Below are 11,602 nucleotides of genomic sequence, written 5' to 3'. Positions count from 1 at the left end.
ACCGTGCCGCCGTCGGCGGCCTTCAGTTCGATTGCCATGGTGGAAACTCCTCCAATGGCCTCGACAGCGTCGCGCCGGAGCAGGCCAGGCCAGCCGCTGCCCGGATGACGCAAGACGTCCAGACCCACTACACCGGCCTGGCGTTGACCTGCATCGCGCAGCGGCCGGGGAACCACGCTGTTAATGTGAAAGTCGCGTACGCGACTCACGAATCTCCCTTCTCCCCAGCGCGGGAGAAGGGCCGGGGAAGAGGGGGACGGTCATGACTTTCATGATCTGGGGTATCTCGACATGTCATGACCGTTAGCGGAACAGTCTGCGGCGTCGGCAGAGCGCCACGCAATAGTCAGGATTGACCATTTCGCCTATTTCGGCGCCAGCAGCCCGTGGCGGACGGCGAAGGCCGACGCTTCAGCGCGATTGGCCGCTCGCGTCTTGCCGAGGATGTTGCTGACATGGTTGGCGACCGTATTCGGACTGCGAAACAGCGCCGTCGCGATCTCCTGGTTGGTCTTGCCGGCGGCCACCAGTTGCAGCACCTGCACCTCGCGTCGGGACAACCCGGCCACCACCGGCTCCGGCATCCCGCCCTCTGCCCCGTGCTGCTGCAAGGCCAGAACGCTTTCCTCGAGCGCCCGCATGCCGAGCGTGCGCGACTCGTCGAGGGCTGCCTGGAGCAGCGGCTGCGCGCGCAGGAGGTCGTCGCCGCGCACCCGGCGCATCAGCATCGCGGCGAAGGCGCAGCGCGACTGGGCCAGCCAGGGCCGGCCACCGGTCCGTTCATCGACGACGAGGGCCTGCTCGAAATGGGCTTGTGCCACGTCCCAGCGCTCCAGGGTCGTGGCCAGCATGCCGAGCAGGCGATCCGCGGCACCGAAAGAGGCGGTGTGGGCGCCGAAAACGATGTTTCGCCCCGCGTACGGCAGCAGCAGGTCGAAAAGGATCAGCGCGCGCTCGCCGTCTTCCAGCCAGACGCAGACCTCGGCGAGATAGGCGATGCTGGCGATGCGGATCGCGTCCTGCGCGATGCCGGCAAAGCCGCCGATGGCGAGGCTCTCGAAGATCGCCTGCGCTTCGTCGTGGGCACCGAGTTCGCAGTGCACTATCGCCAGGCCGGGACGCCACGTCGCCGCTTGCGAATCGTGGGCGAGAAAGCGTTGGAGAACCGGCGCCAGCTCGCGCAAGCGTCCCTGGTGCCGCCGCAAGGTGAACATCTGGGCGCCGAAAATGCCGGCGGCGTTGGCGCGGTCGAAACGCTTGCCGCAACGCAGCGCCTCGGCTGCCAGTGGCTCGGCATCGGCAAAGCGGCCCTCGTGCGTGGCGACCATCGCCAGCGCCGCCAGGGCTGCAGCCTCGTTGAAGGGCTCACGACTCGCCCTGGCAGTGGTCAGATGGAATTGCGCGCTGGCGGCGGCGGCTGCCGTATCCCCGATCTCCATCAAGTCGCCGGTGTGCCAGCCGGCGAGGTAGGACGACGCACAGGTCGGATGATCGACGTGCCGGGCGAGTTCGACCGCCTCGCGTGCCGCAGCGATGCGCAGTGCCAACCGATCGGGGTACCAGCGCCCGGGCAGGATGGCGCACAGCGCCCTGAACAAGGCCAACGGGTCGTCGAGCTGCCGGGCGATGGCCACCGCCTCACGGAATGCCGTCTCGGCCTCGTCAGGCTGATTGGTGAACAGCAAGGCCTGGCACAAGGCGCTCAGCAGCGCGCTCCGGGTATGAGCATGGGCATGGCTCAGTGACGCCTGCCCCAGCGCCTCGCGGATCAGCGCCACCGCGGTCGACCCTTCTATACCCAAGCGCCACTGCGTGTCGGCGAAGCCCAGCGCGGAGTCCGCCAGCAGTGCAGCGTCGCCCAGACGCCGGGCGCAGTCCGCCGCCTGGGCAAAGGTGGCCAGCGCCAGTGGACTGGCGCCAGCACTGTTCTGTGCATGGCCCAGGCCCAGCAGCAGCGAGCCTCGCTGGGGGTCGCCAGCAGTCCCCAGCGGCAGCGCCGCACAGGCGCGCAGGTAGTGGCGCGACGCTTCTTCGTGCGCCTGCATCGCCGTTGCCCGCTCGGCTGCGCGGCTGGCGTACTCGATGGCCTTGACCGAATCGCCAGCCGCATTGCCAGCCGCATTGCCAGGCAAACCGGCGGCGTGATAGTGGTGCGCCAGGGTGGACAAGCAGGCCGTCAGGTCGTCCTGGTAGTGCGTTTCGAGCGCCGCGCCGATCTTCTGGTGCAGGGCCGCGCGTCGCCTGGCGGGCAGTTCGTCGTACAGGCTGTCGCGTACCAGTGCATGCGCAAACTGATAGCAGTCCTGCTCGGCCGATTCGCTGATCAGGCTCGCCGTTGCGGCCTCCTCGAGCGTGGCCAGCACCTGCCCTTCGGAGAGCTCGTCGAGCACCCGGCACAGCAGGTCGAGGCGGAACTCGCGGCCGAAGACCGCGGCGGTCTGCAGGATACGCACGCCCGGCGGCGTCAAGCGGTTCAAGCGGGTGCCAATCACCTCGCGCACGCCCCGCGGCACGACCGGCAAGCTGAGACCAGCAGTTGCCGAAACCGCAGCAGCAGACTGCCGAAGCTCGCGCGCCAGTTCGGCGAGAAACAAGGGATGGCCGGCGGTTCGCTCGTGCAGGGCGGCAGCCATTTCTGGGGAGGCGATGCCGGCGGCCACGGCGACGAAACGCGTCGTCTCGGCGAGGGAAAAGCCGCCCAGCAGGAAGCGTTGCACCGGTGCATTCCGGTGCAGTTGGCTCAGGGTATCTGCCAGGGGGTGTTGGCGCCTGACTTCCGCATCGCGGTAGCTGCCGAGCACCATCAGGCAACTGCCGTCACTGTTGGCCATCAGGAATTCAAGCAGGCGCAACGATGGCACATCGGCGCAATGCAGATCGTCGATCACCAGCAGCAGCGGCTGGCGCGCGGCAGCGCGTCGCCAGAAGCCGGCGATGGCATCGAACAGGCGAAAGCGCGCCCTGGCTGGCTCGGTTTCGACGAGCCGCGGGGCGGTGTCGGAGAGTCGGCCGGCCAGTTCAGGATCGAGTGCCGCGAGCTGCGCGCCGGCCGGGCCGATGATTTCGTCCAGCACCTGCCGATCATGCAGCGCGACGTAACGCCGGATCAATTGCAGCCACGGCCAGTAGGGAGGTGCGCCGGGCTCTTCTGGGCATCGTCCCCAAAGTGCCAGGACGCCGCATTGGCTGGCGTGCGCGGCAATCTCCTGCGCCGTGCGCGTCTTGCCGATCCCGGGCTCTCCGGCGAGCAGGACGACGCCTGCTTGCCCGGCAATCGCCGATGCCAGGGCGAGATCCAGCGCCTCGATCTCGCGCTGTCGACCGATGAACACACGTTCGGTTTGCGCTTCCATCCGGATCAGGCTGCAGACCGGCGCTGCAGATCCGGAGATGTCCGCTGGCCTCGGTGGCAGCCGACCATTTGCCGCACGGGCACTGCGCTCAGCTAAATGCTTCCGGCCGCAGCTCGGTCACCTCGACGATGACGTCGGCGGGGAGATGAGCATGACGCGCTGCCTCGCGAATGGCGTCGGCGTTCGGCGCCTCGTAGAGGCAATAGGTCTTCTTCTGGTCGGCCGACAGGAAGGAGAACAGCCAGTGCACGCCAGCATCCTCGTTGATTTCGGAGATCAGGCGTGCGGCATCATTGGTGAGCTGCATCTGCTCGGCGAAATTGCGCTCGATGACGAACATGGCCATTGGCTTCTCTCCTCCAGTTTGGGAAAAAACCTTCGCAGCGACGGACCACACTATACCAATCGAGCGGTTTTTCCCAGCCCTGCCCGCCACCGCTGAAGCCGGGCATTCCGGGAGGGCGACGGCTGGACGCCATACAAGCGACGGGCAAGCGCAGCCAATGGTTCGCCCACTCACCCACCCGGAACGCCTCGTCCTTGCGGGGAACGGCTGGTTCCTTCCGGCCATTGGCCACTCGCCGCGGTCAGCAGAACACGCTGCGTGTGTTACTGGTCGAAGACGACCCGATGATCGGCAAGAGCGTTGAGCAGGGCCGCCGCCAGGATGGCTATACGGTCGACCGGGTGCGCGACGGCCAGCCAGCCGAAACGGGCTCGGCGACCACTGCTTACGGTTACCAAAAAGATCAGGGTGAGTTAACAACTGAAATCACGCCGACCCTTTTGATAGTCCTCGATCACAGAAAGATCAAACTTTGTCTATTGGGTGTGGCAGGTGCGCCTGCTTTCTGGCCACGGTGCTTGCTGTAGCTGTTTTGGCCCCAAGGTTCCATCAGGAAGACTACGCCGCATGCGGCAGCGGGCGAACCTCCATGGCGATCCGCTCGCCGGCCAGCTGTTCGGCCAGCTTCAAGTCATAGGCCGTCTGCAGGTTGAGCCAGAACTGCGCACTGGTATCGAAGAATCGCGCCAAACGCAGCGCTGTATCCGGCGATACGGCACGCCGCTCGCGCACAATGTCGTTGATTCGCGGCGCCGGAACATGCAGTGCCATCGCCAGCGCGTTGGCACTCATCCCCAGCGGGCCGAGAAACTCTTCGCGCAAAATCTCGCCGCCATTTAGTGCCGCCAGATTTGTGCGGGTCTACGCAGCCGCTAACAGTAATCGACGATTTCAACACTCTCCGCCCCGGAAGGCGACCACATGAAGCAGATTCGCCACTGGTCGTTGATGCGGATGCTGTGCTGGCCAGCACGGTTTCCACTCAAGGCTTCCAGGCTACATCCTCTGGGGGAAAATGCCCGCGACGCATATGCAGTACTTGGCGCCGGGAATCGGCTCCTGGCCGGCCAGGTTGGGCAGCGCGAAATTGCTTTGTCCATCGCCACCATACGTTGTTTGCAAGAGCGCAAAGAGGGCATCGTTTTCACCAATCTGAAGAATCCGCCCATCGCAAAGCATCCAACCCTGGGGTACGAAGTTGAAGGCGAAGAGCTGAATCTGTCCGATGAACGGGTCCATTGAATACTCCTTGATAGTGTGGTGAGTGAAAACTACTACCGAACCTGGCTGGAAGGTGGTGAGGCTCAAACGGCTTCGTCTTGCGGTGGAACGTCCTGTCTGTCGATTGGCCGATTGAGGAGAACTGCTACGGAATCGCGCAGCTTGGGTTACGCGCGAACGAATAGCGTTGATCTGCCACGCTGCCAGCACCGGCTCCACCCGCTGGCGCGTTCGCGGAAGATAGACCGCGCTGGACTGAAGCGCTGAGGGGCAACCGCTTCCGACATTCTAACGGCACTATGGAGCAGCCACCCCGCTTGTCCGCCGGGCTTCGCCGCAAGCGCCACGGGCAAGCATAGAACTGTCAGCGGCTGACAAGCGGCAAGACCTGGACACGTGCAGGGCAGCAACGGTTTTCTGGGACCGCCGCGCGGCAACCCGTTCATGCCAAGTCCGTGAGGGTCGCGGACCCAGGCTCGGTCACGAGCCTTCGTCGACGAAGGCCTGGTAGTCCTTTGCATCGATGTAGTACCAGACCATGGACCAGTGTGGGTCATCCACGACCAAGCCGCGAGCAGGCTTGACACGGAAAACCATGTCTTGGGATGAAGTGAGTAGCGGGCGACTGCTCAGTCCCCACTCGTAGAGGTAGTACTCTGGCTGTTTGAGCATTTGAAAGCCGACAAACAGTTTATCTGGGTGCTGGGACGAAACCTCGCCGAGGGGGATGGGGCCCCAGGTGTCATAGGTTATCGGGGTGTCGGAGCGGTACTCCATCGGCAGGGATTTGACCTGCACCCAGGCATTGCTGCTGGACGCATCAACTCCGTAGAGCTTTTCCGAGGCGACGCGGGTCTCAGGCCTGTACATAACGCAAGCCGGGGGCATCGTGTCTCGGTCGATCGCGCGGATCTCCCGAATGAACTGCCGACGCGCATCCTCCGCCACGATCGACTCGACGTAGATGAAGTACGCGGAGCCGGGAATCGGCTCCTTGCCGACCAGGTTGGGCAGCGCGAAACTGGTTTGTCCATCGCCACCATAGGTTGTGCCCAAGCGCTCAAAGAGGGCCGCGTGTTGACTGATCTGAAGAATTTTCCCGTCGCAACGCGTCCACTTCTTGGGTATGAAGTTGAAGGCGAAGAGCTGAATCTGTCCGAGGGACGTGTCCATTGACTATTCCTTGCTAGTGTAATGAGTGAAAACCACTACCGAACTTGGCTGGAAGGTGGTGAGGCTCAAACTGCTTCGTCTTGTGGTGGAACGTCCTGTCTGTCGATTGGCAGATTGATGGGAGCTGATACCGAATCGCGCAGCTTGGGTTGTACCAAGACGGGCAGATTGAATTGAAAACTGAAATCACTCTGACCCTTTTGGTAGTCCTCATTCTGAAGGTGACCGCCAACCTGGCGGCTCACCTTTGAGCCAGCACACGCCAACCAGAACGACGCAGAGCAACACCGAATAGGCGATGAATGTGACTGGACCTCGGCTCGGCAGCAGCACGATTGCACCTGCGAGGACCAACGCGGCGAAAACGGCAATAACCGTCCAGCCTTGCCAATTGGTAGGCGGACCCCAACCCCAACCGTAACGTTTAGCCGGAAACCAATATTTGCTATCGGCAGACATTTGCACGATCTCCTCGCCAATGCTTTGAGCGCAATTTTTCGTGGTCGCAACGACTACAAAAAGGGTCAGAGGGATTTAGGAACTGAGACCGCTCTGGCCCTTTTGACACTGGCGTTCGAGCCGGCCGTCGAGACGCGTAGCCAACTGCTGCAACGGGTGGGAGACAAGCCCTTTCGTCACGATCAAGTTGCCAGAAAGCTCGCCAATTGAACGCCCAGGGGACGACCGCTTGCCCTGCGGGCAACGACCTATAGAAGTAGTCTTCACTCGGTCCGGCAGAGGCTGGTCGATTGTCGCCTGACGATGAAGCGCAATTTGCCTAGAATTTGGCGATGGCAGGAAGCTTGGCGAGACGATTCACATAGTCCTTGAGTTTCGGTGCCACTGACTCAAGCAAATCGCCGGGAATGTGATCGAGGTTCCCGGAACTTAGCCAGCGTAGGATAACCAAGGCTTTGAGATCGGCGATGGTCAGGCGATTGTCGGCAAAAAACTCTCCGCCGTGGCTATCAAGCTGCGTCTGGAGCCATCGCAAGTAGCGGGGCAATGCGTCGGCCACCAGGGCCTCACGAGCATCCTTCAGGCCGTCGCCTTGCAGGCCAAAGGTCGCCCCGATCTTGATGTTGATGTCTTCCAGCACGCCCATCACTTCGTCACACAACAAGGCCTGGAAATCATCCTCGGGATACAGGCCCGCCAGCTTTCCGACATAGCGCGTAATCGCGTCGCTTTGGGTGATCTGCACATCATTGACGTGAAGGGTCGGAACCTGATTCAGCGGTGTCGCCTTACGGACCTCGGCGAAATCGCCAGGCGCAAAGCGATAGTCCTCAAACGGAATTTCCCCGATATGCATCGCCAGGCGCGCAGGCTCTGCCCGTCCGCCGGAAAAGTCGAAATAGGTCAGCTTCAGCTTATTCATTTGTCACCTTTCTGAGAGTTCGAGCCGGCTGTGGTGAACATACGCTTTGCCAGCACTCCCGGGGGCCCGGGTCGCGGTCTTACCACGGCAGGATTTCGCCATTCTGGTGCAGGAATCGTCCGCTGGTCTCGAGTTCAAGCTCGTCGATGCGCTGCAAAAGCCCGCGAACAGACTCATCCGTCTCGATCATGCCCTGGCCGCGAGTCATCTCGGTGCGTACCGCGCCCGGATGCAGGATGACGACGGCGACCCCTCGCGCTTTCAGGTCGTGGGCCAGGGAGACACCGGCCGCATTGAGCGCCGCCTTGCTCATACGGTAGCCGTACAAGCGCCCGGAGCTGTTGTCGCCGATGGCGCCCATGCGACTGGTGATGAGCGCGACCTTCGAGCCCGGATGCAGGCGCGAGGCGAGCGCCCGCGTGAGAAAGAGCGGCGCGATGGCGTTGAGGTCGAACTGCGCGCGCACCGCGTCGACAGCAACATCTTCAAGAGAGTCGGCAATGAGCAGGCCGGCGTTCTGGACCAGGAGGTCAATGTCGTCGTGCGCGAGGCGCTCGGCGAGCTTCGACCACGCGGCTGGCTCAGTGAGGTCAATCGCACATTCGACACGCACGCCGAGCGCGTCGAGCTCCGGCGAGCTCTTGCGACACACCGCAACGACGATCGCTCCGCGTGCCTTGAGCTGCCGTGCGAGTTCGAGACCGATCCCACGATTTGCACCTGTAACGACTGAAACACCCATACCATTCCTCCTCTTTGATCCGCCTCGAACCCAGCAGGTAAGTGACCCTCGCTGGCAGCCCTTGCCCTCCCTCTCGGCAGGAAAAGATAGGGTCATCAACGGCGAGGATAGGACAGTTTGAAATCAGAAGCCAGACGCGCCACGCCCGGCGCACACGTTTGACGTGCGGGGTGACCGAAAAGCGTAGCCTTTTGGGCAGCCCCTCGATGGCGGGGTCAGCATGAGGTATCCCGGTTTTCGCGAACCTGAAAGATGTTGCCTTCGGGATCGTAGCCATTGCGAACCTTGAAGCCGGGCCCCGCGTACTCCTGGCCGAACAGTGCACCGCCCAGCGAAGCAGCAACGGTCTCTGCACCAGAGAGGCTTGGAACCGTGAAGAAGAGTTTGAGGCTCTGTTCTTCGCGAGGCACCGGCGGCGTGGCAATTGAGAACCTTGCTGCGATGCGCGGCGGAATAGCGTGAATGACGAGTTGAATGTCCGCAGACTCGATCACGTGATGCTCACGGTCGGCACAAAGCACCTGCATCGAAAGCAGCGTTTGATAGAAGTGTGAAAGCCGCTCGAGATCTTTGGCGTAGATCAGGGCGCCTGCTTTTGCTGGACCTGGCATGGGACTTTCTTCTCGGGTGGAAGCTAGTAACCAAAAATGGTCAGAGTAGATTGAAACCTGCAATCACTCTGACCCTATTGGCCCTCAGCTCGGAAATGCTGGAATGTTAGCACTGACCCCGCTAGCTCGCTCTGACCCCGCTAGCTGCTCGCAATGCGCGGCGGAATAGCATGAATGACCAGTTGAATGTCCGCAGACTCGATCACTTGGCGTTCACTGTCGGCACTAAGCACCCGCATCGAAAACAGCGTTTGATAGAAGTGTGAAAGCCGCTCGAGATCTTTGGCGTAGATCAGCGCTCCTGCTTTTGCTGGACCTGGCATGGGGCTTCTTCTCGGGTTGAATCTAGCAAGAAGGGTCAGAGTAGATTGAAACCTGCAATCACTCTGCCCCCTTCTACTCCTTCACTTATTGCTTTTATTGGACGCTGGCTGCTCTCCAGGGCTTCCGCATTCGGAATTAATTGTGAGCCTGGCCCCTTTGATTCTTTCGCTGCCAAGAAGCGATTGATCGCCAAGAATGTCGCCACAATAGATATGGCGGCAGCGATAAGCAAGAGGCTTCTCAGTGTTTTGTAGTCCTCGTTTGAAGAGTCGGCTACAATTGCTGCGGCGCGGTGAGTCCAGCCTGGTGCGGGTTGGTTAGTCCGACGAATCCGCTCCAAGGGCTTCTTACTAGACCCGAAGTGCTTTCTAGTCCGTGGCAATGTCTTACGTCCTTACGTTTCCCCGGAGTTCAGTTGCCTTCGGAGAGAAAGTCTTTGATGGTAGGTCCAAGTGCAGATGAGTTCCGGCGGTTTTGTGTGCAGCCTTACGCCGCAAATCACCGGCGGCAAAAAACAGAGCGGAGCGACGCTTTTTAACGTCCGAGTGCATTCGCCTTGTTAGCTGCCCATCTGAACTTCTTCAATGAGATCCTCCCAAGGCCAACTAACTGTACAGAATCGACGATATAGAAGAAGCTGCCTGTCGACGACGGTGACTTCGCCTTCTGCCTCGTTATAAGCCACAACGAGGCCGCGCCCTTCATTGTCAACTTGGAGACCTTCAAGTTTTTCAAGTATCGTACGCAGATTTCCTTTTTGAATTCTATTTTCCCTTGCGTGAGCTACTTGGTAGATGTGTTCCAGCGGAATACCTCTTAGACACAATTTATCTGGCGCCTCGACAATTACTGCCATTGCGTGTGCGTAGATCCCAGTTGAATCCTGACGCGTTCTGATGCCACCCGCAACACGTTTGGCAAATTGTTGATATAAGGCATTCAATTGATCTGCATAGTGTAAAGCCGCAGTTTGTAGCGCTGCTTCATCATTAATTGCAGAATGACCATCAACTTCTTCAACAATTCCCAAAGCATCAAGGGATTTCAGAGCAAGTGCTTGTAGTATCCCTGCGTTTCCGTAGCTAAATCTGGCGCAAGCATCCTCGAATTGTTCTTCAAACGTTATATTTAAAGCATCCCCACCTTGCTCCAAAATACGTTTCAGATCATCATTAGACCAATAAACAGACACCTCTTCTATCCGACCAGACAAATCTGGGTTTAGGTAAATCAGCATGTTGCTCTGACTCCATACGCCTATAATTATTGCGTATAAGCCATAATCCCATAGAGCTTTTAGATCGAATGCCAGTTTTCGCCTTTCATCAACGGAAAGGTAGTGAAAATCTTCTACTACGAGCCGCCGTCCACTTTCGCGAACAAGCGCGGCGACATATCTAAGATCATTTATGTCGTGTCCGACCAACTCCTTCGACTTTTCGCTGGAATGGCTTGCGGAACCCCCAGCCGACAGGCTTCCTGTAAGCCCGAATACCTTAGCGATGAGTCCTTCACCAAGAGCGCCTTTTGCTTCAACACGACCTTCGACTTTACCCGTAGTTTTGTCGCTTACAATGAACCGAACTTCTAGTTGTGAAAGAGCATCGATATAGATATCAATGGCGCCTCGCCCCAAGCGACACTGAACAACTATGGCATCTGGGATATTCTTTTGACGAAGCCATGACTTGCCACATTTAGACTCGCCCTTCAAAGCAATATGCGTGTTGCGTCCGAGCAGCCTTATTATTGTTTCATCAAGGTCACCACGATCAACATAAGAGTCTGGACGTACCTTGCTGTTAATCCCGAATACGTCAGCGGTCTTCTTTTTGCCAGACATTGTCATGACTTCCGTATATCGGTTTTACAGCTAAAGTGTTATCGACAGCACATTTGCTGCGTAAACCAGCACGCTGCCGGGCGAGAGTGACGGGGAAACAGGCGAAATTTTCATTGCAATCATGCTCTTCGGTGCTATGCGATACGTATGTACAGCCTGTCCGATCCTGTGAAACCACTCACGGTCGCCAACGGCGATCCCGACCCTCGGCCGCACTTGCTCGATCGGTTGCGCGAACGTATTCTCTACCAGTACGAAAGCATACGAAGCGAGCAAGCCAATGTCTACTGGGTACGATTATTTGTTCGCCATCGAGGTCCACACTAGCCGTTAACTTCCCGAGCTGCTGCTGTGGAGGTGATAACCACGGAGCAACAGGTCAACCGGCGCCTGCTAGGTGACCCGGCGCCGATCCAACCCCGCAGCCTTCCCCGCGCCGATGAGATCACACACGGACTCGCCAATTGACAGCCGATTGTTCGCCCACTTACCCTACCCGGACTCGTGACCATGCCAACCCCGACTGGCACCTTCGTCGCGGGCGGCGACCCTTTCCTCTCTCAGCAGAAAACGATGCGTGTGCTACTGGTCGAAGACGACCCGATGAT

Annotated in this window: 15 protein-coding genes and 1 pseudogene; 2 read left to right on the top strand and 14 right to left on the bottom strand. The window is 59.7% G+C overall.

Features of this window, described 5'->3' with window-relative positions; all coding sequences use genetic code 11:
• The 3 genes from RUW20_RS07635 to RUW20_RS07625 form a co-directional block, all read right to left on the bottom strand.
• Positions 1 to 209: hypothetical protein (locus tag RUW20_RS07635; RefSeq protein WP_313951610.1), on the bottom strand; the 209-nt coding region annotated here is incomplete at its 3' end.
• 156 nt (positions 210 to 365) lie between these two features.
• Positions 366 to 3,353, bottom strand: a complete 2,988-nt coding sequence (locus tag RUW20_RS07630; RefSeq protein WP_313951609.1) for a helix-turn-helix transcriptional regulator — start codon at positions 3,351 to 3,353, stop codon at positions 366 to 368.
• A gap of 88 nt (positions 3,354 to 3,441) precedes the next feature.
• Positions 3,442 to 3,699: a DUF4242 domain-containing protein gene (locus RUW20_RS07625; RefSeq protein ID WP_313951608.1), complete on the bottom strand. Its 258-nt coding sequence runs from the start codon at positions 3,697 to 3,699 to the stop codon at positions 3,442 to 3,444.
• Between the two features lie 260 nt (positions 3,700 to 3,959).
• On the opposite strand from RUW20_RS07625, the gene RUW20_RS21660 reads away from it, so the two are divergent.
• Positions 3,960 to 4,226 (top strand): hypothetical protein, encoded by a 267-nt coding sequence (locus RUW20_RS21660; RefSeq protein ID WP_409559325.1) that lies wholly within the window; start codon positions 3,960 to 3,962, stop codon positions 4,224 to 4,226.
• A gap of 31 nt (positions 4,227 to 4,257) precedes the next feature.
• On the opposite strand, the gene RUW20_RS07615 is transcribed toward RUW20_RS21660, so the two are convergent.
• The 5 genes and pseudogenes from RUW20_RS07615 to RUW20_RS07595 form a co-directional block, all read right to left on the bottom strand.
• The gene (locus tag RUW20_RS07615; RefSeq protein ID WP_313951612.1) at positions 4,258 to 4,548 is read right to left on the bottom strand and encodes a HigA family addiction module antitoxin; all 291 of its coding nucleotides are present in this window, start codon (positions 4,546 to 4,548) and stop codon (positions 4,258 to 4,260) included.
• Positions 4,549 to 4,571: 23 nt separating this feature from the next.
• Positions 4,572 to 4,709: pseudogene (locus RUW20_RS07610) on the bottom strand (type II toxin-antitoxin system RelE/ParE family toxin); the annotation flags it as partial.
• Positions 4,696 to 4,878 (bottom strand): phage tail protein, encoded by a 183-nt coding sequence (locus tag RUW20_RS07605; protein WP_313951611.1) that lies wholly within the window; start codon positions 4,876 to 4,878, stop codon positions 4,696 to 4,698. The pseudogene RUW20_RS07610 and the gene RUW20_RS07605, both read right to left, overlap by 14 nt.
• Before the next feature lie 522 nt (positions 4,879 to 5,400).
• Positions 5,401 to 6,093 carry a tail fiber protein gene (locus tag RUW20_RS07600; RefSeq protein ID WP_313951607.1) on the bottom strand — a complete coding sequence of 231 codons (693 nt, stop codon included), beginning with the start codon at positions 6,091 to 6,093 and terminating at the stop codon, positions 5,401 to 5,403.
• Positions 6,094 to 6,303: 210 nt separating this feature from the next.
• Complete coding sequence (locus RUW20_RS07595; RefSeq protein WP_313951606.1) at positions 6,304 to 6,552, bottom strand: hypothetical protein; 249 nt, start codon at positions 6,550 to 6,552, stop codon at positions 6,304 to 6,306.
• On the opposite strand from RUW20_RS07595, the gene RUW20_RS07590 reads away from it, so the two are divergent.
• Positions 6,553 to 6,762, top strand: a complete 210-nt coding sequence (locus RUW20_RS07590) for a hypothetical protein (RefSeq protein WP_313951605.1) — start codon at positions 6,553 to 6,555, stop codon at positions 6,760 to 6,762.
• A 109-nt stretch (positions 6,763 to 6,871) separates the two neighbouring features.
• On the opposite strand, the gene RUW20_RS07585 is transcribed toward RUW20_RS07590, so the two are convergent.
• From RUW20_RS07585 to RUW20_RS07560, 6 genes are all read right to left on the bottom strand, one after another.
• Complete coding sequence (locus tag RUW20_RS07585; protein ID WP_313951604.1) at positions 6,872 to 7,474, bottom strand: glutathione S-transferase family protein; 603 nt, start codon at positions 7,472 to 7,474, stop codon at positions 6,872 to 6,874.
• 79 nt (positions 7,475 to 7,553) lie between these two features.
• Complete coding sequence (locus tag RUW20_RS07580; RefSeq protein WP_313951603.1) at positions 7,554 to 8,216, bottom strand: SDR family oxidoreductase; 663 nt, start codon at positions 8,214 to 8,216, stop codon at positions 7,554 to 7,556.
• 215 nt (positions 8,217 to 8,431) lie between these two features.
• Positions 8,432 to 8,827 carry a glyoxalase/bleomycin resistance/dioxygenase family protein gene (locus tag RUW20_RS07575; protein ID WP_313951602.1) on the bottom strand — a complete coding sequence of 132 codons (396 nt, stop codon included), beginning with the start codon at positions 8,825 to 8,827 and terminating at the stop codon, positions 8,432 to 8,434.
• Positions 8,828 to 8,967: 140 nt separating this feature from the next.
• Entirely contained in the window at positions 8,968 to 9,150 is a 183-nt protein-coding gene (locus RUW20_RS07570; RefSeq protein WP_313951601.1) for a hypothetical protein, read from the bottom strand.
• A 35-nt stretch (positions 9,151 to 9,185) separates the two neighbouring features.
• Positions 9,186 to 9,383 (bottom strand): hypothetical protein, encoded by a 198-nt coding sequence (locus RUW20_RS07565; RefSeq protein ID WP_313951600.1) that lies wholly within the window; start codon positions 9,381 to 9,383, stop codon positions 9,186 to 9,188.
• Between the two features lie 327 nt (positions 9,384 to 9,710).
• Positions 9,711 to 10,994, bottom strand: a complete 1,284-nt coding sequence (locus RUW20_RS07560; RefSeq protein WP_313951599.1) for a hypothetical protein — start codon at positions 10,992 to 10,994, stop codon at positions 9,711 to 9,713.
• Positions 10,995 to 11,602 lie beyond the last annotated feature (608 nt).

The sequence above is a fragment of the Accumulibacter sp. genome (genome assembly GCF_032229525.1).
In the GTDB taxonomy this organism is placed as follows: Bacteria; Pseudomonadota; Gammaproteobacteria; order Burkholderiales; family Rhodocyclaceae; genus Accumulibacter.
The sequence above is the reverse complement of the archived record's forward strand: the minus strand, read 5'-3'. Positions and strand labels throughout refer to the sequence as shown.

Coding starts and splice junctions, on each gene's coding strand:
- RUW20_RS07630 (WP_313951609.1), bottom strand. CDS start 3,353: ATGGAAGCGCAAACCGAACGTGTGTTCATCGGTCGACAGCGCGAGATC.
- RUW20_RS07625 (WP_313951608.1), bottom strand. CDS start 3,699: ATGGCCATGTTCGTCATCGAGCGCAATTTCGCCGAGCAGATGCAGCTC.
- RUW20_RS07605 (WP_313951611.1), bottom strand. CDS start 4,878: ATGCTTTGCGATGGGCGGATTCTTCAGATTGGTGAAAACGATGCCCTC.
- RUW20_RS07600 (WP_313951607.1), bottom strand. CDS start 6,093: ATGGACACGTCCCTCGGACAGATTCAGCTCTTCGCCTTCAACTTCATA.
- RUW20_RS07595 (WP_313951606.1), bottom strand. CDS start 6,552: ATGTCTGCCGATAGCAAATATTGGTTTCCGGCTAAACGTTACGGTTGG.
- RUW20_RS07585 (WP_313951604.1), bottom strand. CDS start 7,474: ATGAATAAGCTGAAGCTGACCTATTTCGACTTTTCCGGCGGACGGGCA.
- RUW20_RS07580 (WP_313951603.1), bottom strand. CDS start 8,216: ATGGGTGTTTCAGTCGTTACAGGTGCAAATCGTGGGATCGGTCTCGAA.
- RUW20_RS07575 (WP_313951602.1), bottom strand. CDS start 8,827: ATGCCAGGTCCAGCAAAAGCAGGCGCCCTGATCTACGCCAAAGATCTC.
- RUW20_RS07570 (WP_313951601.1), bottom strand. CDS start 9,150: ATGCCAGGTCCAGCAAAAGCAGGAGCGCTGATCTACGCCAAAGATCTC.
- RUW20_RS07560 (WP_313951599.1), bottom strand. CDS start 10,994: ATGTCTGGCAAAAAGAAGACCGCTGACGTATTCGGGATTAACAGCAAG.